Annotated in this window: 20 protein-coding genes; 10 read left to right on the top strand and 10 right to left on the bottom strand. The window is 53.7% G+C overall.

Annotated elements, in window-relative coordinates:
* Window positions 1-27 precede the first annotated feature (27 nt).
* On the top strand, window positions 28-2,820 hold the full coding sequence (locus GM556_RS02800; RefSeq protein WP_230873255.1) for a [protein-PII] uridylyltransferase: 2,793 nt from the start codon (window positions 28-30) through the stop codon (window positions 2,818-2,820).
* 64 nt (window positions 2,821-2,884) lie between these two features.
* Here the strand turns inward: GM556_RS02800 and GM556_RS02795 are convergent, their stop codons facing one another.
* A complete protein-coding gene (locus GM556_RS02795) occupies window positions 2,885-5,122 on the bottom strand; it encodes a TonB-dependent siderophore receptor (protein ID WP_155579190.1) in 2,238 nt (745 codons plus the stop codon).
* 203 nt (window positions 5,123-5,325) lie between these two features.
* Between GM556_RS02795 and GM556_RS02790 the strand changes: the two genes are divergently transcribed.
* The 7 genes from GM556_RS02790 to GM556_RS02760 are packed head-to-tail and all read left to right on the top strand — an operon-like array spanning window position 5,326 to window position 13,195.
* Window positions 5,326-6,798, top strand: a complete 1,473-nt coding sequence (locus GM556_RS02790) for a PepSY domain-containing protein (protein ID WP_155579189.1) — start codon at window positions 5,326-5,328, stop codon at window positions 6,796-6,798.
* Entirely contained in the window at window positions 6,795-7,073 is a 279-nt protein-coding gene (locus GM556_RS02785; RefSeq protein ID WP_155572980.1) for a hypothetical protein, read from the top strand. Before GM556_RS02790 ends, GM556_RS02785 begins: the two co-directional genes overlap by 4 nt.
* A 27-nt stretch (window positions 7,074-7,100) precedes the next feature.
* Window positions 7,101-8,138, top strand: coding sequence for a hypothetical protein (locus GM556_RS02780; protein ID WP_155579188.1), 1,038 nt, complete (start codon window positions 7,101-7,103; stop codon window positions 8,136-8,138).
* Window positions 8,139-8,164: 26 nt separating this feature from the next.
* Window positions 8,165-9,562, top strand: coding sequence for a threonine synthase (gene thrC, locus GM556_RS02775; protein WP_155579187.1), 1,398 nt, complete (start codon window positions 8,165-8,167; stop codon window positions 9,560-9,562).
* Window positions 9,563-9,610: 48 nt separating this feature from the next.
* Window positions 9,611-10,879, top strand: a complete 1,269-nt coding sequence (locus tag GM556_RS02770; RefSeq protein WP_099026071.1) for a pitrilysin family protein — start codon at window positions 9,611-9,613, stop codon at window positions 10,877-10,879.
* Entirely contained in the window at window positions 10,876-12,222 is a 1,347-nt protein-coding gene (locus GM556_RS02765) for a TldD/PmbA family protein (protein ID WP_155579186.1), read from the top strand. Before GM556_RS02770 ends, GM556_RS02765 begins: the two co-directional genes overlap by 4 nt.
* 7 nt (window positions 12,223-12,229) lie before the next feature.
* Window positions 12,230-13,195: a Tim44-like domain-containing protein gene (locus GM556_RS02760; RefSeq protein ID WP_155579185.1), complete on the top strand. Its 966-nt coding sequence runs from the start codon at window positions 12,230-12,232 to the stop codon at window positions 13,193-13,195.
* Window positions 13,196-13,393: 198 nt separating this feature from the next.
* Here GM556_RS02760 and GM556_RS02755 read toward each other — a convergent pair whose 3' ends face one another.
* The 3 genes from GM556_RS02755 to GM556_RS02745 form a co-directional block, all read right to left on the bottom strand.
* Window positions 13,394-14,314 carry a heme o synthase gene (locus GM556_RS02755; RefSeq protein WP_155579278.1) on the bottom strand — a complete coding sequence of 307 codons (921 nt, stop codon included), beginning with the start codon at window positions 14,312-14,314 and terminating at the stop codon, window positions 13,394-13,396.
* Window positions 14,315-14,366: 52 nt separating this feature from the next.
* Complete coding sequence (locus GM556_RS02750) at window positions 14,367-15,596, bottom strand: hypothetical protein (RefSeq protein ID WP_155579184.1); 1,230 nt, start codon at window positions 15,594-15,596, stop codon at window positions 14,367-14,369.
* Between the two features lie 64 nt (window positions 15,597-15,660).
* Entirely contained in the window at window positions 15,661-16,320 is a 660-nt protein-coding gene (locus GM556_RS02745) for a class I SAM-dependent methyltransferase (RefSeq protein ID WP_155572973.1), read from the bottom strand.
* Between the two features lie 188 nt (window positions 16,321-16,508).
* Between GM556_RS02745 and GM556_RS02740 the strand changes: the two genes are divergently transcribed.
* Entirely contained in the window at window positions 16,509-16,817 is a 309-nt protein-coding gene (locus GM556_RS02740) for a hypothetical protein (protein WP_155579183.1), read from the top strand.
* A gap of 12 nt (window positions 16,818-16,829) precedes the next feature.
* On the opposite strand, the gene gshB is transcribed toward GM556_RS02740, so the two are convergent.
* The 4 genes from gshB to uvrB all read right to left on the bottom strand — a co-directional run bounded on the left by gshB (window position 16,830) and on the right by uvrB (window position 21,428).
* Window positions 16,830-17,816, bottom strand: a complete 987-nt coding sequence (gshB, locus tag GM556_RS02735) for a glutathione synthase (RefSeq protein WP_099026077.1) — start codon at window positions 17,814-17,816, stop codon at window positions 16,830-16,832.
* A gap of 62 nt (window positions 17,817-17,878) precedes the next feature.
* Window positions 17,879-18,379, bottom strand: a complete 501-nt coding sequence (greB, locus tag GM556_RS02730; protein WP_099026078.1) for a transcription elongation factor GreB — start codon at window positions 18,377-18,379, stop codon at window positions 17,879-17,881.
* A gap of 5 nt (window positions 18,380-18,384) precedes the next feature.
* Window positions 18,385-19,290 (bottom strand): aldose 1-epimerase, encoded by a 906-nt coding sequence (locus GM556_RS02725; protein ID WP_155579182.1) that lies wholly within the window; start codon window positions 19,288-19,290, stop codon window positions 18,385-18,387.
* Window positions 19,291-19,292: 2 nt separating this feature from the next.
* On the bottom strand, window positions 19,293-21,428 hold the full coding sequence (gene uvrB, locus GM556_RS02720; protein ID WP_155579181.1) for an excinuclease ABC subunit UvrB: 2,136 nt from the start codon (window positions 21,426-21,428) through the stop codon (window positions 19,293-19,295).
* Window positions 21,429-21,595: 167 nt separating this feature from the next.
* Here uvrB and GM556_RS02715 point away from each other — a divergent pair, with 167 nt between their 5' ends.
* The gene (locus tag GM556_RS02715; protein ID WP_099026081.1) at window positions 21,596-21,952 is read left to right on the top strand and encodes a hypothetical protein; all 357 of its coding nucleotides are present in this window, start codon (window positions 21,596-21,598) and stop codon (window positions 21,950-21,952) included.
* A 63-nt stretch (window positions 21,953-22,015) separates the two neighbouring features.
* Here the strand turns inward: GM556_RS02715 and GM556_RS02710 are convergent, their stop codons facing one another.
* Window positions 22,016-23,374: an AarF/ABC1/UbiB kinase family protein gene (locus GM556_RS02710; protein WP_155579180.1), complete on the bottom strand. Its 1,359-nt coding sequence runs from the start codon at window positions 23,372-23,374 to the stop codon at window positions 22,016-22,018.
* Between the two features lie 47 nt (window positions 23,375-23,421).
* Window positions 23,422-25,242: a M3 family oligoendopeptidase gene (locus GM556_RS02705; RefSeq protein WP_155579179.1), complete on the bottom strand. Its 1,821-nt coding sequence runs from the start codon at window positions 25,240-25,242 to the stop codon at window positions 23,422-23,424.
* Window positions 25,243-25,269 lie beyond the last annotated feature (27 nt).

Raw genomic sequence — 25,269 nt, 5'->3', positions numbered from 1 at the left:
CACCGCCCCGATAGATGGGAATGCCCTATGACCAACACGCCTTACACCTCCGCCCCCCCATCGTCCTATCAGCCCCTCATCCCAAGGGAGGAAGCCCTCACACGTTTGCGGACAGAGCTTGGGACACGGCGTGAGCATATCCGCCAAGCCTTTGAGCAACGCGAGAAAAACGGGGTCGAAACAGCCCGTAACCTCGCTCTTTTGATGGACCATATTATCGAGACACTCGCCCGTTATGCAGGCCTCCCCGGCTCTGAGACGGAACAGCCTGCACATAGTGAAGCCTTCTGCCTTTGTGCGACAGGGGGATATGGGGCGGCCCTTATGGCACCTTTTAGCGATGTGGACCTCCTCTTTCTCACCCAGACGCCCCCTTCAGCCGATCTCATCAAATCTATTGAATATGTCCTCTATACGCTTTGGGACCTTGGCTTGCGCGTTGGCCATGCGACCCGCACCATAGAGAGCGCAATGGAGATGGCTAAAACCGACCAAACAGCCTGCACCACCCTCTTAGATATTCGTCCTCTTTATGGCCAAACCGCTTTGGCCCATACATTACGCAAACAGCATGATATCTACCTTAAAGGCCCCTCGCTTAAAAAATTCATCCGCGGGGCCATCGCTCAGCGAGAGGAGCGTCACCTCGCTTTTGGTGATACCCCATACCTTGTCGAGCCCCATATTAAAGAAGGCAAAGGGGGATTGCGGGACCTACAAGTCCTAAACTGGATAGGCCATGCAGCTCTTGGCTATGATATACCAGAGCAATCCACCCGCCAACATGCACGCGGTCTTGCGCCTATCAGCACCTTATTAGGCTTACTCACAAAGCGTGAGGTCGCCCGTACCCGCATTTTATGGAACTTCTTTTGGACAGTCCGCCTTCACCTCCATTACATCACCGGCCGTAATGAAGAACGGCTAACGTTTGACGTCCAGCCCATTATTGGCGCGCGGATGCGTTATGGTAATCATGGCCATCAACGTGGGGTGGACCGCTTTATGCGGCATCATTTCCTCATGGCACGCGCGGTGATGCGGCTATCGCATGTTTTCCAACCGGCTCTCATTCTCTATCTACGCCATCAAATCCAGCAAAGCCCCCCGCATATTGAGGCCGGGCCTGAGGCTTTTAAACGTATTGATGGCTATCTTAGCCTGCCGAACCCTCTCGCTTTGGTTAAAGAGCCGGTGACGGTTTTCCGTTTTCTTGATTGTGCCCGCCGCCATCAGCTCACCCTTCATCCAACAGCCCTACAGCAACTCATCCGCTTTGAACGCCATAGCGCGGCCCTACGCGAAAACGCAGAGGCTGCCTCCCTCTTTTTAAAGCTCCTGTGCGACCCATTAAAAGAGGCCCATGCCCCAGCAGACGCCCCTACTCATGAGGCAATAAAAGAGCGCACCTTCTGGCTGCCTTTGCTTAATGAGACGGGGATACTCTCACACTTCCTCCCCGGCTGGTCTCGCATTTTAGGGCGGACACAATTTGACGGCTATCACCTTTATAGTGTTGATGCCCACATCATTGAATCTATCCGTATTTTACGGCTAATTGAGCAAGGGCAAATGGCTGATGAGCTTCCTCTTGCTTATAAAATTGCCCGCACCATTACCCAAAGGACAATCCTTTATCTCGCAGCCTTATTGCACGATATTGGCAAAGGACGTGGGGGCGGACATTCCGAAATTGGCGCACAAATTGCTACACGCATTTGCCAACAACTTGGTCTCTCTGCTAGCGATAACGATACAGTCTCATGGCTTGTGCTGCATCATTTACTTCTCTCCCGCACCGCCTTTAGCCGGGATATTGATGACCCACAAACCATCTTAGACCTAGCCGATATTATCCAGTCCCCCAAGCGGCTCCGGCTTTTATTGCTCCTCAGCATTATTGATATTCGCGCCGTTGGCCCACACGCATGGAATGCGTGGAAGGCGACTCTCCTTGGCCGCCTCTATAGCCGTATAGCTGATGTCTTAGAGGGTGGATTACAAGCCCAAGAAGATGATGAACGCGTAGAGCAAAATAAAATCTTTGTCCAAGAGGCATTGCAGGCAGAAGGCATGACCCCTGCTGATATTGCTCATTTCATCAAGTTAGGCCGCCCGGGCTATTGGCTCGGCTTTGATGGAGATAGCCAGCTCCGCCATGCACGGCTTGTTAGCCGCTATCGTGCCGAAGGGCGGGATGATGCCATCCTCTTAGATATCGCCCCCCTACCAGAGCGCGGCATTACAGAGCTAACTGTTTTTTGTAAGGATCAACCGGGGCTATTCTCCCGCATTACAGGGGCGTTAGCGTTATGTGGGGCTTCCATTGCCGATGCGCGCATCCATACGCTTAACGGCAATATGGTGCTCGATACATTCTGGTTCCAAGACCCCTATGGGGAAGCCTTTATAGAGGAAGAGCATCTGGACCGCTTGCGTGAGACGGTCATCCAAGCCATTCATGGTGAGATTGACCTCAGCGAGACGCTCAAGGCAGCGCAATTCCCGCTTACACGGCGGCTAGAGGCCCTGCATATCCCCTCGCAAGTACTTATTGATAATGAAGCCTCAGAAAGCTGTAGTATTGTGGAGGTCAATGGGCGGGACCGGCCTGCTCTTCTGCACAACATCACAGCCACGCTCAGCCGGATGAAGCTGCATATCTCCTCCGCCCATATTATGACCTATGGGCTACGCGCGGTGGATGTCTTTTACATCACTGATGCAACGGGCCATAAACTCACCTCCCCAGCGCAGGAAGAAGCCTTGGCGGCTGCGTTAATCAACACCCTCCATCAAACAGCAGAGCCACCAACCTAGCTTTACCCGCCCCTTAAAAAGGACCATGCCATTTTACTGCATGGTCCTTTTCCATAAGCTGGTCTTATAAATCCATCGTCAACGAGGCTTTAAAGGTCCGCGGTAGCCCCTCTGTCAGATAGCCACCATAAGAGGATGCCCAATAATGGCTATTGGTCAGGTTCTCTACACCAAAGCGTAATGTCATAGGCTGTTTACGCGTCATCAAGAACGTATATCGCCCGCCGAGGTCGTAAGTCGTCCAGTTGGCAATACGCTGTGTGTTCTGTGCATTCGCCCATTGATGGCCAGTATGAATCACGCGCCCCGTTAAGGTCAGCCCTTTAGCAAAAGGGATGTCATATTCTATATTCCCATTGATCGTATAACCGGGCACCCCGATGGCCCGTTGCCCTTCATAGGTTCCTTTCATCTGTTTGGCATCAATGAGGGCCGTTCCCCCATTAAAGCGCAGGCCCTTGATAATTTCCCCATTGATATTGAACTCAATCCCTTGGTTACGCTGCTCTCCATCCACGGTGAAAATACCTTGCCCTGTATTGCCATAAGGGCGGACATAGCTATTAGGCTGCGTTAAGCGGTAAAAAGCTAAAGACGCGCTAAACCGTCCAATATCGTACTTCCCGCCGAACTCATATTGCACTGTCCGCACTGGGGCAAAGAGCTGGCCCATATTAACAATATTCGCCCCTGTTGCCTGTGGGCCCGGCGCCAACCCTTCAACACGGTTAAAATAAAAGGAGGAATGTTTTGTCATATGGATGACAAGCCCTACCACAGGGGTGATGGCATCACGGTCATAATGGTCCGTCAAAACCTGCTTATAGCCGTAGGATTTTGTCATAATGTTCTGATAACGGAAGCCCCCTGTCAGCGCGATGCGGTCATGCCAGAAGGACACAGTATCGGAGAAGAACACGCTATAAAGCCGTGTCATCATATCTCTTTTAGGATGATGAACATTCCCCCCTGTTAAGGTCGTCGCTGGCAAAGGCGAATAAATCGGCGCATAGAGGTTGCTCGCACTCGACTTCCCAAAACCCCATGCGCGTGCAACCTCATTCCACAAGCTGGATGCCCCAAGATTAATCTCATGCTTTAATGGCCCGGTATTAACATGCACACGCGCCCCGCCACGCGTACTCTCATTCGTCTCCTGATACGGCACATAAAGGAAGCCATCTGTCCCCGCCCCTGTTTGGGCGTTCGTCACGGTGAGAGAGCTATAATTCCCTTCCTCTTTCCCTGTTAACCCGCCAAACGCTCCGTAAAGCGTGATGTGCTTGTTAAGGTCATGCTCTACATTCACCATCCCAAAGACATAATGCATGTCTTCATAGCTCCAACGCTGGCCCCAATTATGAGACGGTGCCGTTGGTTTGGGGACAGAGGTTAAGGCAGATGATAACAAAACCCCACCGCGCCCCTGCTGGACGTTCTGATTCTGGTAGTTAATATCCATCGTAATGCGGGTTGTCTCTGCCTCATTATGCCAATCCGTATCCAACCCTAATGCCACGGAATGTCGCCGCTCCCCGTGGATGGAGGTCTGCCCGTCCATTCCAGCAGCATTAAAGCGAACACCAAATTGCTGACTTTCCCCAAACCGCCGGCTCATATCCACATTACCGCCGCCTTGGCCTGTCCCGGTATAATCGCCTGTCACGCGTAATAGCGGGTCTTTCCCGGCATGTTTGAATTGAAGATTGATATTCCCACCAATAGAGGTCCCACCGGGAGCCGCCCCATTGAGGAAGGCATTCGCCCCATTCATCACCTGCACAGAATCATAAAGCTGCGGTGAGACAAGCTGGCGCGGGGTAATGCCATAAAGCCCATTAATGGCAACATCATCCCCATAAATAGGCAGACCACGAATGATGAATACTTCCGAGAAATTGCCGTAGCCATAGGTTGTCCGTACGGAGGGGTCATTCTCCAAAACCTGACCTAATGTCTGTGATTGCTGATTCAAAATCATGCTGGAGGTATAGCTGCGGAGGTTAAAGGGGAGGTCTAACCCCTTTTTAGTCCCCAACACACCAGCTTGCCCCCCAAGCTGAACCTCCATCCGCTCACGCCGCCGCGCTTTAACGATGATCGTCTCTTGTGGAGGGTGTTGCTGTTTTAGGTTCGCTTTCGCCACTTTGGAAGAAGGGTGTTGTGCGTCACTCTTTCCTTTACCAACAGGAGCATAGTGAGATGATTCCGCAGCCCATAAAGGTGTGCTTGCCACGCTACTCCCAACCACCAATCCCCATAAACCAACAGTTTTATAAGACATACGAAATAGAGACACCATCTCTTCAATCATCCTAAATAAGGGAGCCAGGGAGTGCTGTTTATATGTAAATGAAAATTATTCGCAATGATTCTTTATCAGCACTCTCACCTTCCCCCTCCCTCTGTTGCCGACATTTAACAATCTTTCTCACCGCCATTTACAGCGTTTAGAAAGCTCATTAAAGATGCGAACAATTCTCATTCATATGTTGTCGCACCCCTATGTCCCCTAGGCTCCGCACCATTTTGCGCGTTATCCACCGTTGGGTTGGCTTTCCCTTTGGGGTCTTTTTATTCATCCTCTGCTTTACAGGGAGCCTTGCTTGCTTTGGGCCAGAAGTCCAAAACTGGATGCAGCCAGAGGCAGCCTTGCGCCCCTCCTCCCCTCTCATGAGCCAAACCGGCCTTATAGAGGCAAGCCATCAGCTTAAAGCCCAGCTTGATAAAGGCCAGTTCGCCTTTTTAAAACTGCCCTCACAACGAGACCCTGTTTTCCGCCTATGGCATTATGATGGCCATATTTTCCGCGGCCCTGCGCTTGCTGCCGATACCGGCTTGCCTCTCCTCACATCGGATGTTGTCGGGGGCTCCTTTTTCACCACCCTCCATAGCAGCCTGTATCTTCCTACGCCGTGGGGACAATGTCTCACTGCCTTAGCTGGCTTGACCTTGATGGTAGCCCTCATCAGCGGTTTATGGCTTCAACTCCGCCGCTTTCTCCCTGACTTGCTCCTTTTCCGCCCTCATGCGGCACGCCATCGCCAATGGTTGGACCTCCACCTCCTTGGGGGAACGCTCAGCATACCAATTCTTTTCATCGTGGGGGGCTCTGGCCTTGTGCTGCAATCCCAAAAACTCCTTCATTTTATCAATCCGCCCTCCCACACAGCACGACCTGCAAACCGCCATCAGGCCCATAGTCAGACATCACCCCCTATCTCTGATGCACTCATCACCAAATTAGCCCAAAACGCACAACAGCAATGGGGTGATGAGGGCGATGGCTTCTTCATGCTTGCGGGCAAAGAGCTCGCCTTATATGCCCCTGATACACTGCATTTCTGCCTTTACCGCCAAGCCATAACAGCTTCACGCCCGCGCCTTCCCCCTCACAATTTATGCCCTACTCTACATAGCGTTTTCCTCGGGGTGCATAACCTGCGCTGGGCGGGGTTCGTCACACGTTGTCTTTATGGGCTCACTGGCCTTTTAGGGTGCTTAATTATCGGCTCTGGCATGAGGTTGTTCTTACAATCGGAGCAAAATCACCTCTGCCATCATCACGCCATCACTTACAGTCAGCATATTCAGCAACGGCTCTATCGCGCGGTGAGCATGGCGACAATATTCGGCTTACCCCTCGCCACCCTTGCTCTTTTCTGGAGTACACGGCTCCCTGCCCCCCTCCCCCCCACCTTATGGGAGGAAGGGCTTTTCTTCACCTTATGGGGTGTCTCACTTCTTTACGCCTTGATAAGCCGCCATGCTGCCCGCCATTTATTGATGATGTTGATGCTCTTAGGCCTTGGCACAAGCGGGCTAGACCTTGCCACTCGTCCCTTCCATACAGGCCGCCCAGCTCTTTTTCTTAGCGTTGATGCTCTTGCTGCCTGTCTGGGAGGGGCGTGCCTATTGGCCCTTCTTTACCATCCTCATTATGCCAAAAAACGCGCTATCGTAGGACCAAAACGATGATAACCCTCCTGATACTCCTCCCCCTATGGGGATTCATTGGGCTATGTTATCTCAACAGCCTGCCTCCCCATAGGCGGCAGAACCCATGCCATCTTCCACGCTCTACCCCATGGCAACGCTCCTGCTATATCGCAGGCCCTTTCATCGCCTTAGCCCTAAGCTATCGCCTTGCAGGGCTAGATGGCCTTTTTCTCTGGGGCTTTAGCGCGCCACTTATGGGTGTTTTCCTCGGCATTGCCTTGCCTTACCTTCCCCAAAAGCTCATGCGAAAATGAAACCTTAGCGGAACACTACTTGCAAAAATGACAGGAAGCCTCAAAATACCCGTTATGAAAGTCTGTTTCTCTCGCCTTCTGGCCTCAGCCTTAATCCTCCCTGCCACCCTCTTGGGCGTGAGTACTGCCGCACATGCGGACCGCCCTTGGCGGGATGTTCCCACGCCTGCGCAGGTGGTAAAGGAGTTCCCCCTCAGCCAACCGCTCGCCCCTGTGCTCACAGCCCTCCCCGCTGGGGCTCCCTTTACGTTAGACAAAACAGGCAAGCTCTACCGCTTAGACCCCGTTGATGGCCGCCTCACCACCCTCATGGATGAGCTTCCCCCCCTCAGTGCCGTCACCGCTACAGCACAAGGCTTATGGGCTGTAGCCCCAGCCCCTAAGCCAGAGCTCCTCAATCTCGCGCCTGATACTGGTGTTATTCTTAATCATATTAGCATTACAAAAGTTCTCACAACGGGTAGCCATATCGCAGCGATGCGTATTGCGCATGATACCGCCATTCTTGCTGATGATGGCGTCCCGGCCTTTATCATCATCGACCTAAAAACAGGCAAAATGCAACGGCTGTTAGAAGGCTCCCCTACCTTGAGCGGGCACGGCCCTCTTATGCGCCGGGGGCAGCCTGTTACCACCGCTAGCGGCCAAGCAGAGACAGGCGGGAATATCCGCTTCCTCGCTTTAGATCACAACCGCCAATGGCTTTTTTATCAGGCTCCAACAGGGCCGCTTTATCGCATTGGTACAAACCTACTCACCGACCCGAGCCTCGGCCCAGCTGAACGCATTGAGGGCATGGCGAATTGGCGGCGCACCCCTAGCCTTGGTGGCCTAACGATAGATAGCCACGATGTGCTTTATATGGCTGATATTGAGCATGGCGACCTCCTCGCCTTTGGGCCAGACCGAATCCCGCTGCGTCTCCTCCATGATGACCGGCTTTATGATGCCCAAGCCCTCACTGTTTTAAAGGATAAAACCAGCCCACAACGCCATTTGGCGGTCCTGCTTGGCCCAACAGCAGCAGATAGCCATTATCATCTTCTGGAAATTGCTCTGCCCTAATGGCATTTCAGTGTTATAGAGGTTCCATGCGTTATCGATCTACTCGCGGCACATTAGATGCCGCTGCTCCTGATTTTTCCGATATCCTTCTCAGCGGATTGGCCGATGATGGCGGGCTATATATGCCCGACCATTGGCCCCACATCCCGCGTGAGACCTTAACAAGCTGGCGTGCCCTCCCTTATGCTGACCTTGCTGCAGAGGTCATCGGCCTCTTTACCGAAGGCAGCATAGACCGCGATACACTCCGCACAATGGCGCGGGAGGTTTATGACACCTTCGACCATGCCGCTGTTACCCCGTTAGTTGAGGTGGATGACGGGCTGTTCTCGCTAGAATTATTCCACGGCCCTACCCTCGCTTTTAAAGATATGGCCATGCAGATGCTTGGCCGCCTTTTTGAATATGTGTTGAAGCAACGCAACCACCATGTAACCATCGTTGGGGCTACTTCTGGCGATACAGGCTCTGCCGCGATTGAGGCCTTCCGCGGGCGAGAGCATATCTCCATCATCATCCTCCACCCCCATAATCGGACATCCGAGGTCCAGCGGCGGCAAATGACCACCGTGTTGGAGGATAACGTCCTCAACATCGCCATAGAGGGCGATTTTGATGATTGTCAGGATATGGTGAAAGCCATGTTTGCTGATGAGACCTTCCGTCAGGAATGTTCGCTCTCGGCTGTTAATTCCATCAACTGGGCACGGATTGCCGCACAAATCCCCTATTATGTACATGCAGCCCTCGCCCTTGGTGGGCCGGATAGGCCTGTCTCCTTTGCTGTGCCGACGGGTAATTTTGGCAATATTCTCGCCGCATGGGTCGCCAGCCAGATGGGCCTACCCATTGAGCATCTCTGCGTTGGCTCCAACCGTAATGACATTCTCACGCGCTTCCTCCTCAATAACGACATGACCAAGCGCAAGGTGGAGCCGAGCCTCTCACCCTCGATGGATATTCAAGTCTCCTCCAATTTCGAGCGGTTATTGTTTGAGATGCTAGGCCGGGATTCCAACCGCTGCCGCGCTATTATGACGGAGTTCCGCCAAACCGGGTGCATGGCGGTCCCCCATGATGCGTGGGAGCAAATTCGGGAGATCTTTTCTGGCATGGCCTTGGATGATGAGCACACTGCCGAGACTATGCGCGCACTTTATAAAAGCAGCCATTATCTAGCGGACCCTCACACGGCCATCGGCCTTGCTGCGGGTAAACGCTTCCGCGAGGCAGGCGTGCCGATGGTTGCCGCTGCCACGGCGCATCCAGCAAAGTTCCCCGATGCGGTGAAAAAAGCAACGGGGATTCACCCAGCCCTTCCCCCTCATCTGGCCGACTTGTTCTCTCGTAAGGAGCGTTATGACGTCCTGCCAAACGATATAGACAAGGTCAAAGCGGCTGTGCGCGCTCATCGGGGCCGTTAAAGTGCGCATATCCCATTCTTTTACACGCATGGACCATCACGAAACTGCATGAACGAACAAATCAAACGTACAACTCTTGATAATGGCCTCAACATCGTCACAGAGCGGATGGAACGGGTCGAGACGGTCTCTTTTGGGGCCTATGTTGCCGCTGGCAGCCGTCATGAGGAGGCAGAGACAAACGGGGCGGCTCACTTCCTTGAGCATATGGCCTTTAAGGGCACACAACGCCGCTCTGCCATCCGCATTGCCGAGGAGATTGAGAATGTCGGCGGGTATATCAACGCCTATACGGCGCGCGAAAATACTGCTTATTACGTCAAGCTCCTTAAAAATGACCTCCCTTTAGGGGTGGATCTCATCGGCGATATTCTCACCCACAGCACCTTCCTCCCAGAGGAGGTAGAACGTGAGCGGGGCGTTATTCTGCAAGAAATTGGCCAAGCCAATGATACGCCTGATGACATCGTTTTTGACCATTTTCAGGATTGTGCTTATCCCGACCAACCAATGGGCCGCCCCATCCTCGGGACGGAAAACGGCATCGCTACTATGAGCCGTGACACTTTAATGGCTTATATGCACCGCCATTATAGCACGCAAAATATGGTCATCGCCGCAGCAGGGAATCTCCATCATGATGAGGTGGTCGCATTAGTCCGCAAACATTTTGCCGACCTCCCCACACATACGCCCCCGCAAGCCGTTCCCGCCCATTATAAAGGGGGGATGAAGCAGACAGAACGCAAGCTAGACCAAGTGCATATCCTTATGGGCTTCCCCGCCCCTGGCTATCGGGAGCAAGGCTATTATAGCGCGATGGTCCTCTCCACCTTACTCGGTGGGGGCATGTCCTCCCGTTTGTTCCAAGAAATCCGGGAGCGGCGCGGTTTGGTTTATAGCGTCTATTCCTTCGCTAGCCCCTTTGCTGATAGCGGCTTGTTCGGCCTTTATGCTGGGACAGGGCCAGATAAAACCGATGAGCTCATCCCCGCCGCCCTTGCTGAGCTACGCAATCTGCAACATGGCATCAATGATGAGGAGCTCAATCGCGCCCGCACGCAGCTAAAAGCCTCTTTGCTCATGTCGCTGGAAAGTACAGGCAGCCGTTGCGCCCAAATTGCGCGGCAAATCCAGGTTCATGACCGCATCATCTCGACAGAGGAGATTGTCCGCAAGATTGACGCTGTGACAGAGGGCGATGTTCTCGCTATGGCACGCACCATCTTTGAAGGGGCACCAACCCTCACCACTATGGGGCCCGCACGCAACATTCCAACGCTGGATAGCCTCCATAACGCTTTGAAGGCGGCATGACAGACCTCCTCACTCCCCTTCACGATGCTCTCACACGTGCGCGCCATCACGGAGCGGACCATGCTGATGCCCTCATTATGCGGAGCCAGAACCGCTCTGCTATGATTCGGCAAGGCAAGGCGGAGGGCATCCGCCATGCAGAGGGGCTCTCCCTCAGCTTGCGTGTCTTTCATCAAGGGCGTGTTGCCAGTGTGTCAGGCAATGACCTCACCACACACGCACTCGACCAGCTAGCCGAACGCGCTTGTGCGATGGCTCAAGCCGTTCCGCCCTCCCCAGAGGATGGATTAGCCGAGCATCCGCTCATCCCGCTCCCACAAGAGGCCATCACAAAGCTAGACCTCTTTGACTCCACACCCACACCAGAGATAGACGCCCTCCTCGCCACAGCGAAGGAAATGGAAGGTACGGCCCTCGCCCATAAGGGCATCACAAATAGTAGTGGGGCCGCAGCGAGTGCCAGCACGCATGACATTGCCCTTGCCACAAGCGCAGGTTTTGCGGGGCAGTATCAACGCAGTGGGCATAGCCGAAGCATCAGCGTTGTGGCAGGCACAGGTCCGCATATGCAGCGTGATTATGCCTTCCATAACGCGGTGCATCAGGCCGATTTGCACAATCCGACTCACTTAGGGGATGAAGCAGCCCGTCATGCGTTGGCTCGTCTCAACCCTATCCGGCCTAAAACGGGCTTTTATCCCGTATTATTCGCCCCACGCGTCTCCTCCTCTCTCTTAGCGCATTTCGCCGCAGCTATTAATGGCGCGGCCATTGTACAAGAGGCCTCCTTTCTTAAAGATAAGCGCGGAGCGGCCCTTTTTCATAAGGGCATCACCTTAACTGATGACCCAACCCTCCCTCGCCTTGCGGGGTCTCGCCCCTTTGATGGTGAAGGGAGCGCGACTCTTCCATTAAATCTTGTTGAGAATGGCCAACTCAACCACTGGTTGCTAGATAGCCGCTGCGCGCGTAAGCTAGGCTTCCCTACAAGCAATGGGCGGGCTGTCCGCAGCGGAGGGAGTGTACGGCCGGGTCTTTCCACATTCTATCTCCATCCCGGAGACCATTCCCCCTCTGCGTTGCAATCTGATATTAAAGAAGGCGTGTTACTGACAGAACTTATGGGCAATGCCATCAATATGCTCACTGGGGATTATAGCCGTGGTGGCTCTGGCTTTATGATTCGCAATGGTGAGATTGCCGAGCCTGTCTCTGGCATTACCATTGCTGGCAATCTGCTTGAGATGTTTGCCCGCCTTATCCCGGCCAATGACCTCGACCTCATGGCTGGTTATCACGCCCCGACCATTCGTATCGACCATATGAGTCTTGCTGGAGACTAACCCGATTATGCGTATTCGTCTTATCCCTCTTGCCACAGCGGTGCTGTGCCTGCCGCTCTTTGCCCTCGCCCCTGCCGCTGAGGCCCGCGCTGGGATGGGCTCCTCCCTTGGCAGCCGTGGCTCCCGTACATGGAGCGCACCGCCCCGCACCAGCGTTACCCCTAGCTGGACACGGCCTATGGACCGTAGCATGACCCCACGCACCCCCTCTTACGGCACGGCAGAGCCTTCCATGGGCAGTGGCTTTAACCGTCCTGCTTTTGGTGGTGGGATGCGCCCTCCCTTTGCGGCACGTCATCCCTTCCTGACCAGCTTGGCCGGTGGCTTCTTAGGGGCTGGCCTTTTTGGAATGCTTAGCGGGCATGGCTTCTTTGGGGGCTTTAGTGGTGGCGGTTCCTTCTTTGGCTTTATCTTCCAAGCACTGCTCGTTGCGTTGCTGATAAACTTCATCATCAAATTATGGCGGCGATCCTCAAGCACGAATAATGGCCCTACAACGGGGTTTACGCCCGCTAATGGTGGGGCATCTCCCTTCCCCAACCAACCTCAGGCGACACCAGCACAAGATGTTACCTTAACACCAGAGGATTATCAGAGCTTCCAACAACTCTTGCTCAATGTCCAAGCGGCATGGAGCGCGCAGGACATGGCCTCCCTGCAACGTATGGCCACGCCGGAGATGGTGAGTTACTTCAATAACCAACTCTCCGAGCTTACAAGCCGTGGGGCGCGCAATATCGTCTCTCAGGTACGTTTCATCCGTGGGGACCTCGCCGAGGCATGGCGGGAAGGCAATATCACTTACGCTAGCGTTGCTCTGCAATATTCTGCTGTCGATGTCACGACCGATAGTATGGGCACAGTGCTTGATGGCAGCAAAACCGAGCCGCAAACTATTACAGAGCTTTGGACCTTCCTCCGGGCCGATGGGCGCGGTAATTGGATTCTCTCTGCCATCCAACAAGCAGGGTAATCTTACACCTGCTAAGCATGGGTAAAAAAAACCCGCATCCTGCCTATGCTGGTGAGATGCGGGGTTTTTTATAAGCCCTTATGAAGGCACCTTACAGCCGGTAAAGAGCTGCCACAAAAAGGGAAAGAGCAAAGAAGGACAAGCCAACAACAATGCCAAAAAGGCGGCCTTGCCGACGGGGGGTCGTATTAAGATCGCTCATATCAGAAGAACCCTATCAATCAATAGACCACAAAATAGAAAAAAGAGATATGCCAGCGAGTAGCGAAAAGCGTAGCGAGCTGGTTTATCCTTTGTCAGGCTGTTACCCTTATCATCTTGCTTATCACAGAGAACGCGCAGCCCGTAATAGATAAAGCCGAGGTCTAACAGGCTGGTGCAAACTGTGTAGAACCAGCCACATTGACCCACCACACTCGGCACGAGCGAGACAAGGGTTAAAATCACAGTATAAATGACAATCTGCCAGCGCGTATGGCGTGCACCTTTTACGACTGGCAACATGGGGATGCCCGCACTCTCATAATCCTTACACGCATAAAGGGAGAGAGACCAAAAATGCGGCGGCGTCCATAAAAAGACAATCGCGAACATCACTACAGGCAACACATCTAGCGAGCCCATGCTCGCAGCCCAGCCTATCATGGGGGGGAAAGCCCCCGCCGCCCCACCAATCACAATATTCTGCGGCGTGCTACGCTTAAGCCACATCGTATAAATCACGCCGTAAAAGAAGATGGAGAACGCCAAAATCCCCGCTGCGAGCAGGTTTGTCGCCAACCACAGCACCACAACCGACGCCACGGAGAGAATCACGGCATAAACCAGCGCGCTCGTCGGCTCTACACGCCCGCCTGGCACAGGGCGAACCTGCGTACGCTTCATAATCGCATCAATATCGCGGTCATACCACATATTGATGGCCCCAGCCGCCCCAGCCCCGATGCAAATACAAGCAATGATAACAAGACCAACGGGGATAGACGGCCATTTAGGGGCCACAGCCATGCCTGCAAGCCCCGTAAATACAACCAGCGAAATCACCCGCGGTTTGAGCAAGGCGATCCAATCTTGCAAGGCGGCATCACCATTTTGTCCCTCTACACGCAGCATAGCCATAAACCGCGTTAGTAGCGATGAGGATGGTGTGGATGATGCCTGCATGATGCGATTACCCTTTACACTCAAGCTCGGCTCTAATGTTGGCACGCGCCACTAACAGAGCGTACCAGAGCCGCCCTGCGACCAAGCCGAACATGACCAGACTCGCCGTCATCAAGATAACCGCGGGGAGAGCAAGCTGCGGCATGACCGAGCAGACCGCCCCTATAAATGTCAAAAAAGCATGAAGGGAGCCAAAAAAGGCCAGCCCTTTACTATGCTGAGCCAACCCCGTAGAGCACCACGCATAAAATGCCGCGCCTAGTGCCAATAAGCTACCAAACATAACTAATTGATGGCTCGCCGCGCCTGAAAGCCCAAAGGGGAGTGACTGCACATCCCCCAACACCATCAAAATCCAGCCCGCTAAAAGCAACACCAAACCACCAGAGGCCCAGCTTGCCACAGGGCCGGATGGCAAACGTGCGCGCCACATATCAACTAGAAACGCTCCTAAAAGAGCCAAGCAGGGCATCGCGAGCCCCACCACAAGCCCGACCCTATACGCCGTGGAGGATAGCCCCCCAAATAGATGGTCTGCCCAGCATAAAACAGGCACAAGCCCCATCACCCCAAAAGCATAAGGGGCGCATCGTACGACCATGCCACGTTCCGCTTTGGCAGGGAGCAGGGCTGCAACAATAATCCCTAAAGAAGGAACGCTCAGCAAGCTCATCTCGACCCCACCATGCAGGACTGCCAGCAAAGCTGTTGCCCCACCACCCGCAAAGCCACTACGCACGAGGAAAGCCAAAAGAACCGGTGCTACGATGAGAACGGACAAAGCACTCCCCACAAAAGCCCAAATGAGGGGAGGAAACGCCCGAAAGGTGATAGAGCGCATCTCCAATATTGTGGCGAGAACATTGACGGCCAAAGCCAACATCCCCAAGGCCCAAAGGGCTAACCCCCCATAGGGCATAACAGGCAGCAAAAACACACCGACAGCTAACAGCACAAACCCAATATGAGAGGCAGTGGGGAGGGCCATCCCCTCACCCTTTAACAGCTTGGGGAGAAACCATTGCGCCATGCCCCCCAACATCACAGGGCAGACGACATAAAGCGTCATCAACAACGCATGAGCCACCACAACACCAGCAGAGGGTTGCACATGGAGGAAAGGCAGCCCTAACATTCCCCCTAACATGCCCGCAAAAAATGCCAATAGGAAGAACGCCCCGCCCCCTTGATACGCTGGAACGGAGGATGTTTTATGAAATAAGGGCCTTGCAGTCACGTCTTTGATGCCAGTTTGTTCTTGTCTCAATCCAATCTAACCATCCTTAAACGGATGGAAGACCTTATTCTTTAGACGGCTCTGGCGGCAATGTCACGAGGGTAAACAACCCCGCTGGAGGAACAGGTGTAATCGTCGCACGCGCTAAATCCTCCGGGGGCAGGAGTGATTCAATCGCAAAATCAGGATGCCAACCTAGCGCACGCGAGGCCCGTGCCATCACACGCTCCACATGCAAACGAATCCCCCCCCGGGCTAGGAAGTGGTTGACAAAAAGGATATGCCCCCCCGGCTTTACCACCCGTTTTAGCTCAGCCAACAGGCGATCAGGATGCGGCACCACAGAGGCCACAAACATCCCTACGGCAATGTCAAAACTATTATCAGCAAAGCTTGTTTGCTCTGCATCCATCACCAAAAGTTCATCAATATTACGCAGGCCATCGCGCTTTACGCGCTCTTTGGCTAAGGCCAGCATATCTTCTGAAAGATCGATTCCTGTAATGCGTTTTTCAGCCCGATAAGAGGGCAAAGCAAGCCCGGTACCAACACCAACCTCCAGCACGCGCTCTCCCGATAGGGCATTCACCGCGGCTACAGCCCGCCGCCGCCCAAAGGCAGAGACACCACCAAAGACTTTGTCATACATCCGTGCCCAACGGCGATACGCCTCACGCACACTATCTGCATCAAGAGAAGAACGAGGGTTAGGGGAAGACACCATGAAAAAAACGCAGCCTCAACAGTCTGCCCCCAATTAAAGCGGGGAGCATAATCGCTACTGACACCAGTCAGTTCGCCTCCTTCTTGCCTCTCATCACCCTTAGATGACAAGGTCACGGAGCAGTATAATGTAAAAAAAATTGCGTATCTGCCTTGCATCGCCTTGGTCTAAGAGGCAGGACTATGAGGATGAAGCATCTTAACCTCATTCTCGCTCTGCTCTGCCTGCTTACATGGGTAAGCCTGTATCTCGTTTATTATAAAGAGAAACTCATCCCCTGGGCGATTAACCGTTTTACGCGCGATAAAATGCCTAAAAGTATCGACATAAAGGACGGCTATTTCTCTGACGGTATAGCCGTCCCCTTCCGCGAAAATCTCCACCCCTCTAAAAAGCCCTCACAAGCAGAAGAAGGGGAAAACACAGAGCCATCGCCTCAACAGATGCAGAAGCATGGTGCAGAGAGTGATGCGCCGCCTCCCCCGCACCAACCATAGGGTATAAAGAGGTCAGGCTAGACGCCCCTCAATACACTCCCAAATTAGCCCAGCACTATTAATGCCATCAAAGCGATCCAGCTCTTGTAGGCCTGTTGGGGACGTGACGTTGATCTCCGTCAGCCAATCGCCAATCACATCAATGCCGGTGAAGATAAGCCCGTGCTCTTTAAGGTAAGGGCCTATCGCTTTGCAGATCTCCTTATCCCGCGCTGTCAGGGCCACACGCTCGGCACGACCACCGACATGCATGTTAGAGCGCGCATCACCCTGGGCTGGCACGCGGTTGATCGCCCCAATCGGCTCCCCATCTACAAGGATGATGCGCTTATCGCCTAACCGCACAGCAGGTTCGTAACGCTGCACCATTAAAGGCTCACGCGAGCGAGAGAAGTGCATCTCCAAAAGGGATGAGAAGTTCTCATCATCCTCCTTCACCCGAAAGATGCCCACCCCACCATTGCCGTACAGAGGCTTGAGGATAATGTCCTTATGCGTCTGGCGGAAAGCGGCAATCGCCTCCTTATCCCATGTAACCAAGGTTGGCGGCATAAGCTGGGGAAAATGCGTGACCAGCAACTTCTCTGGCGCATTGCGCACCGAGATAGGGTCATTCACCACCAATGCCCGCCCCGGCCCTGTGCCATGAATATGCTCTAACATATGGGTCGCTGTGATATAGCCCATATCAAAAGGCGGGTCTTGCCGCATGAGAATGACATCAAAACTGCCGAGGTCTAATACCTCCTCTGGGCCAAAAGCCGCATGGTCCCCCTTTTTACGCTGGACACTCACCTTACGTCCCCGCGCTTGGAGGCGGCTTGAGGTGCCCTTCCCCTCCAATAAAGACAATGTGGTGGGATGATAAACATAAAGCTCATGACCACGCCGTTGGGCTTCTAACATCAATGCGAAGGTGGAATCGCCATCAATATTAATCTCCTCCAACGGGTCCATCTGCACAGCCACACGGCATGAGGACGATGATAACGACACCATAACTTATTACTCCGCAAAGCAGGTCACAAAGGCGCAAGCCAGATGGCTCTCTTAGGCCGGACTTAAGCCGGATGAGGATAGGTGATAGATAGGACCTCTACCAATACAGGGCCAGAGGGGGTGTGCATAGTCACTTCATCATGCACAGCCGCCTTCATCAAGGCCCGTGCAGCAGGGGCTTGCAGGCTAATCTCCCCATGCTCCAACCGCGCTTCATCCACACCGAGGATGGTCACCGTATAATGGCGGTCCTCCTCATCAGCGTAACATACAGTAGCCCCAAAAAAGACACGCTGGCGATTGGTCTGCGCGGCGGGGTCCACAATCACGGCCTGATCCAGCCTTTTGGTTAGGAAGCGGATGCGCCGGTCAATCTCGCGGAGGCGGCGTTTACCATATTGATAATCCGCATTCTCGGAGCGATCCCCATTACTCGCCGCCCAAGAGACAATCTCCACAACTTGCGGGCGTTCCTTTTGGGTTAGCTCTTTAAGCTCCGCCCGCATCCGCGCAGCCCCTTGAGGGGAGAGATAACGATGCAGCGCAATCTTCTCACCAGCCATACAGCCTAGCCTTCTGCCGGGCGGCGTGGGGCCTCAACATGGAGATGCAGCATCCCCCCACAGCTTTGCCCCGGCGCAAGAACATGTACGCCCCGCCCTGCACTATCAGGCCGATTAAGCGCGTCCGTCATGCTCGTTACAGGCTCAATAGCCACATAGTCATCAGCGAGTTGGGAGAACACCACCAGATGAGAGAATATTCCATCCGCCTTTATCGTCACAGACGGAATTGTAGGGGATGGCTCCAAAAGCGCAGAACCGGTAAAGCCTGCAAAACCGTTATCCAACACGCGCCCTGCCAAAGCCTGCCCTTTGGAGAAATCCCACTCCCCCTCACAGGCTTTTTGCGTCTCTGGCAGGCCTGTCTTATCCGTCAACCACACGGAGTCCGCGTTAAAGGTTAAACGGGCTGCCTCTGTTGCATGGAAGAAGGGATGAAAGCCAAACCCTACAGGCTGGTCACGCTCATCACAATTCTTCATCACTAAAGAGATATGCAGCCCATCAGCGCGTAACTCATACGAGATGACAGCCCGATACGCGTAAGGCCATTCCCGCTTCGCCGCCTCATCCTCTGGCTTATGTTCGAAGGTCAAAATAGCGTGGCTCTCCGTCTTATGAGAGACCTGCCATTCATGCTCCCACCCATTACCGTGGATAGAATGAGGGCAGCCTTCCATATTCAAAGCAAGCTGATGCGCCTCCCCCCCAAAAGCGAATTGCCCCTTCGCAAGACGATTCACATAAGGCAGAAGCGGGTAAGCCCCCACCGCTATACCCTTTTGCCCGCGTAAAGCCTCATTAGCGACAGGGCGAAGAATATCATGCCCCCGCACCTGCCATTGCACCAAAGCGGCCCCGACATCAGGCAGGATAGTAAGGCTCTGCTCGTCTCTCTTTAGGGTTAACATGGCTAATCCTTCTTTCTGCGTTTGCTTGTCCGTTTGGTCGTCTTACGGGCTGGCCCTTGGGGGGCGGCTTTGGCGGGCATGGGGGGAGCTACCAAGCCAATATCACTTGCCTCCCGCCGGTGAATCTCATCACGAAAGGCCGCTGCTTGCTCGAAGTCAAGCTCTGCTGCGGCTTCTCGCATCTTTTTACGCAATTCATCAAGGGTAAGCTGTGGGTCTGCCTCGGCAGAAGGCTCCTTGCCCGCGATTTCTTCTTGAAAGAGCGTATCACTAATACGGCTTCGCACAGTTTGCGGGGTGATGCCGTGGGCCTCATTCCACGCCATTTGCTTCTCACGGCGGCGGGCTGTTTCCTCAATCGCATAACGTAGGCTATCGGTCTCCTTATCCGCATAAAGTAAGACACGGCCATTCACGTTACGAGCGGCACGGCCAATAGTCTGCACAAGCGAAGTACGCGAGCGCAAAAAGCCCTCTTTATCCGCATCAAGAATCGCCACAAGGGCACATTCGGGAATATCCAACCCCTCCCGCAGGAGGTTAATGCCCACCAGCACATCAAACGCGCCTAACCGCAAATCTCGAATAATCTCCATGCGCTCCAACGTATCAATATCGGAATGGAGATAGCGAACCTTTACGCCATGTTCAGAGAGATATTCTGTCAAATCCTCGGCCATGCGTTTTGTGAGGGTTGTGACCAGAACACGACCATTCTCGGCAATCGTGGCTTTGGCCTCATGCAACAAATCGTCCACCTGCCCTTCTACCGGGCGGATAATGGTTATCGGGTCTGTTAAGCCTGTGGGGCGGATAATCTGCTCAGCAAAGGCCCCTTCTGTTTGTTCCATTTCCCACGGCCCTGGCGTGGCGGAGACAAAGATACTTTGCGGGCGGAACGCATCCCACTCCGAAAAAGATAAAGGCCGGTTATCCAAACATGATGGCAAACGAAAGCCGAAATCCGCCAGCGTTTCCTTCCGTGCGCGGTCGCCTCGCTCCATCCCACCAATTTGCGGCACGCCCACATGGCTCTCATCAACAATGAGCAACGCATCTTCGGGGAGATATTCAAAGAGGGTTGGTGGCGGGTCACCGGGCCTACGCCCAGAGAGATAGCGGGAGTAATTCTCGATCCCCTTACACACGCCTGTTGTCTCTAGCATTTCAAGGTCAAAATTGGTCCGTTGGAGGATGCGCTCCTCCTCCAGCGGTTTCCCCGCATTTTGGAAATACCGAATCCGCTCTTGCAACTCATCTTTGATGCTCACCATCGCTTGATTCAGCGTTGGCCGGGGCGTGACGTAATGAGAGCTGGCATAGAGGCTTACCTCCTCCAACTCTGCCGTTTTCTCCCCTGTTAACGGGTCGAACTCTGTAATACTCTCCACCTCATCACCAAAGAGCATTACACGCCAAGCACGATCCTCATTCTGGATGGGGAAAATATCCACCTGCTCCCCCCGCACACGGAAGGTGCCACGCTCAAAAGCGAGGTCATTGCGTTGATATTGCAGCTCCACCAAATGACGGATGAGGTCGTCACGGTCGATAATCTCCCCCGGCACGAGGCGAATCTTCATCCGCGCATATGATTCGGGCGATCCAATACCGTAAATACAAGAGACAGACGCTACGATGATGACATCATTGCGCTCCAACAATGCTTGTGTGGCGGCATGGCGCATCCGGTCGATGCGCTCATTACGCTGGCTATCTTTCTCAATGAACGTATCTGAGCGCGGAACGTAAGCTTCTGGCTGGTAATAATCATAGTAGGAGACGAAATATTCCACCGCATTATCGGAGAAAAACTGCTTCATCTCGCTATAAAGCTGGGCGGCCAAGGTCTTATTGGGGGCCATGATGAGCGTAGGGCGTTGGGCGGCCTCAATCACCTTCGCCATGGTGAAGGTCTTACCAGAGCCTGTCACGCCCATAAGCACTTGGTCCCGCTCTCCAGCGGCCAACCCTTCTACCAAACTTGCAATCGCTTGGGGTTGATCACCAGAAGGCTCATAGTCCGACTGCACAACAAGCCGCTTTAGCTTTGGCTTTGCCGGTTGGCGTTCAGGGAAAAAATCCGTCTGACGCGGGGCGATAGGTTTTTTCTTCTTACGAGAGGATGAGACTACCATGCCCCCTAAAATGGGACTATCTTTCTGCTATCACAAGATGCTAATAACGGAATAAATGGCTCGCCCTCCTCGGGCTGCTCCATCCTATAAAACTAGTAGCTCTTGAGAGATTATTTACCGCGAGCCCGCTTCTTCAAACGTCACATCTCTAAAAAGGTTGGACCCTTATGGATATTGAACAAATTACGCGGAGCTACACGCAGTTTCGCAACACAGCGCAAGAGGCTTTTCAACTCATTGACCGGTTAACCGGCCAAATGCAGGAAGCCTCCCAAAATGGCGATGCGCAAGCTGGTGAATGGGCCGAGAGCCTCCAGAAAATTTCCTCCATCTTCCAAAATGGTCAAGGCCATGCGGGCGACCTTGTGGGGCAGCTTGCTGGGCTTGTTAGCCATCTTGGTGAAAAGACAGACGGGGCAAGCTCTGGGGAGCAAGGCGGCGATGTCGCAAACTTCGGCAAGTCTCTTCAGCAAGATGTTATCCAAGAGATTGGTGGCGCATTGCTAAAGAAGTTCCTCCGGTAAGGACCGGCCATAATCTGCATTATGATGAGGCCCAACACGTATTAAGCGCGTTGGGCCTTATTTTTACTGAGCGGGACTAACCTGCGCTTTCTCCAAGGCCTCTTTTTGGCGGGCTGTGAGGGCTTCCACCGTGAAGCCCTGCGTAAGCTCCATAAAGAGCCGGTGCCAATTCACCTTCGCCCCCAACCGTAAGAAGGCACTGCCTAACCCAATGGCAGAGCGGTCTAACATCACGAACTCACGCGGTAAGGTGATGCCGCCCGTCCGTTTTAACCCCTCATAAACACGCTCTAACACTTTACGGGCCTCTTGGGGGTTATTGCTCTCCCCTACATCACAAACATGGTCCGTCATCAAAGGGCGGTAGAAAAAGCGTGCCCATTCATTCAACACCGCTGCACGCTCGCGGGAAATATCCTTAAAGCCCCAAGCATAATAAGCCTCATAAGCGCGCTCCTCATCCCCATCCCGCAGAGCATGAAAAAGCGCAAGGACACCCTCTACAAAACGAGGCGAGAAAATCCGCACCGCGCCGAAATCCAACAGATTCAACCCGCCATTTTTTCGCACGGTAAAATTACCCATATGCGGGTCACCATGAATCACCCCATAGCGATAAAAGGGCGTGTACCATGCTTTAAACAACGCTACCGCAATCGCATTGCGCTCCTCTTGGGAGCGTTGCTCAGCCAAAACGGACTTCATGGAGCGACCCGGCACCCAATCCATCGTCAAAAGTCGCCCTGTTGTTAGCTCTGCCACAGGATGAGGGACGGTAACCTCTGGCACATCGGCCAACATATGCTGGTAAAGCCGCACATGGCTGGCCTCACGAATATAATCCAACTCCTCGCGCATCCGCTCCGCAAGCTCGGTATAGACCTCATCTTGCCTAATGGCATTACCCACAAGACTAAAGACCCCTAAACCGCGTTTAAGCTGCTTTAAATCCTGCTCCATCGCGCCGGCCATACCGGGATATTGCAGTTTGCATGCAACCTCGCGCCCATCGGCCAAAGCCGCGCGATGCACCTGCCCTAATGATGCCGCTGCAACAGCCTCATGGCTAAAAGAGCGGAAATGCCCCTCCCAGCCCGGCCCTAGCTCGGCCTTCATCCGCCGTTGCACGAAGCTCCACCCCATAGGCGGCGCATTGGATTGGAGATGTGCTAACTCCTCCGCATATTCATCCGGCAAAGCCCCGGGGATGGTGGAGAGAAGCTGCGCGGCTTTCATCATCGGCCCTTTTAATGAGCCTAAAACAGCGCGTAACTCCTCCGCATGGCTCGTTTTATTGCTGCGCAGCCCCAGCTTATGGCCTGCCATGCGCACTGCAACACCGCCCACCATGCCAGATGCCTGAAACATACGCTGCATGTTATCGACAAAGCCGGTCTTATCGATGTCACGTTCACGCGCCATGCTCATCATCCTTCTTTACTCTGCCCATGAGGGCGGGGAATGACCTTTTAGGAATGAGGCGTGGCCTCAAGCTGGTCAATAAGGCCAGAAATCACATCCAACCCACGCGTCCAGAAGGATGGATCACCCGCATTCAACCCAAAAGGAGCGAGCAGCTCTTGGTGACGCAACGTCCCCCCAGCGGCCAACATCTCCTTATACTTACCGGCAAAACCTGCGGGACTATCCTGGTACACACCATAAAGGGCATTCACCAAACAATCGCCAAACGCATAAGCATAGACATAAAAAGGCGAATGAATGAAATGTGGGATATATGACCAATAAAGGTCATAATCCGGGGTGAAATGGAAGGCCGGCCCTAAGCTGCGCGTTTGCACATCACGCCAGATTTCCCCTAAACGCTCGGCAGGGATTTCCCCTTTGCGGCGTTCATCATGGACCTGTACCTCAAAGAGGTAAAAAGCAATTTGCCGCACCACAGTATTGAGCATATCCTCCACTTTGGATGCGAGGAGATGATGGCGGCATTTAGCGTCACTCTCCCCATCCAATAGAGATTGGAAAGTCAACATCTCCCCAAAAACTGAGGCTGTCTCTGCCAACGTTAAAGGCGTATTGGAGCGTAAATAGCCCTGCTTCTGCCCTGCTAACATCTGATGAATCCCATGACCCATCTCATGGGCTAAGGTCATCACATCGCGCGGGCGGCCATGATAATTCATCAATAAATAAGGATGGACAGACGGCACAACAGGATGCGCAAACGCCCCGGAGGACTTACCCGGCACTGCTGCCGCATCAATCCATGGATTGCTCAAAAAACTATGAGCATGACGGCCCATCTCCTCATCAAAATCCTGATAAGCGCGATGAACAATAGCCTTGCCCTCATCCCAGCTTAGCCGTTTATCCTGAACATCTGGCAGAGGGGCGTTACGGTCCCAATGCTCCAGCTGCTCTAACCCCAGCCAACGGGCCTTCATGCTGTAATAGCGGTGCGATAAACGCGGGAAAGCCGCCTGCACAGCATCCACCAGCGCATCAACAACCTCATCCTCCACCATATTGGCCCGGTTACGGCTGCTCACAGGGCGCGGATAACCGCGCATGGCATCAGTTGTGGCTTTATCCTTTGCTAAGGTGTTGGTAATACCAACAAGCAGCTTATTCTCCGCTGCTAATGTCGCACTAATGGCCTTTGCCGCGGCCTCCCGCCGCTCACGCTGACTATCGGTAAGGTAATTGAACACATCACCAAGGGGCTGGTCTTTCCCCTCAAAATGGACCATCAACCCGGCCATGGTCTCATCAAAAAGACGCACCCACGCATTACGACCAGACACGGCCATATCCATCAATACACGCTCTACCTCATCAGAGAGCTGATAAGGCCGAAAGACACGTAAATCCCGCAGATAAGATTGCCATGAGGCGAGGTCTTTATTCTCCTGAAAGCCAGCCTCTAAAACAGCATCATCAAGCCGGTTTAGCTCCAAGGGGAAAAAGAGCAGATGAGCCGAAAGAGCCGTTAGACGCTCACGCACGCTCTGGGCAAACCGCCCTACGCTGGCCTCTGTCGTATGGGCCGCAAAGAGAAGCTGAGCATAAGAGCCAATCTTCCCGAGCCCCTCCTCTATCACCTCATACCCTTGCAGGGCATGGGCCAGCTCCGCAGCGGAGGCTTTGCCAAGTTTACCCTTCCAGCGGGTCTCAAAGCTCTGAGCCTCCGCTGTTAAGCGGATGAAGTCCGACTCAAGGGCTGGGTCCTCTGGTGAGATATAGAGGTCTGACAAATCCCAGCGTGGGGCCGCAACCGGGCCAGAGGCTGAGACAGACGAAGGCGAGGTGAGAAAAGATGTTATCATGCTGTCAGACTACCGCAAGCAAGCAGC

Origin of the sequence: Bombella sp. ESL0378 (assembly GCF_009725845.1) — a bacterium.
GTDB classification, from domain to species: Bacteria; Pseudomonadota; Alphaproteobacteria; order Acetobacterales; family Acetobacteraceae; genus Bombella; species Bombella pollinis.
The sequence above is the reverse complement of the archived record's forward strand: the minus strand, read 5'-3'. Positions and strand labels throughout refer to the sequence as shown.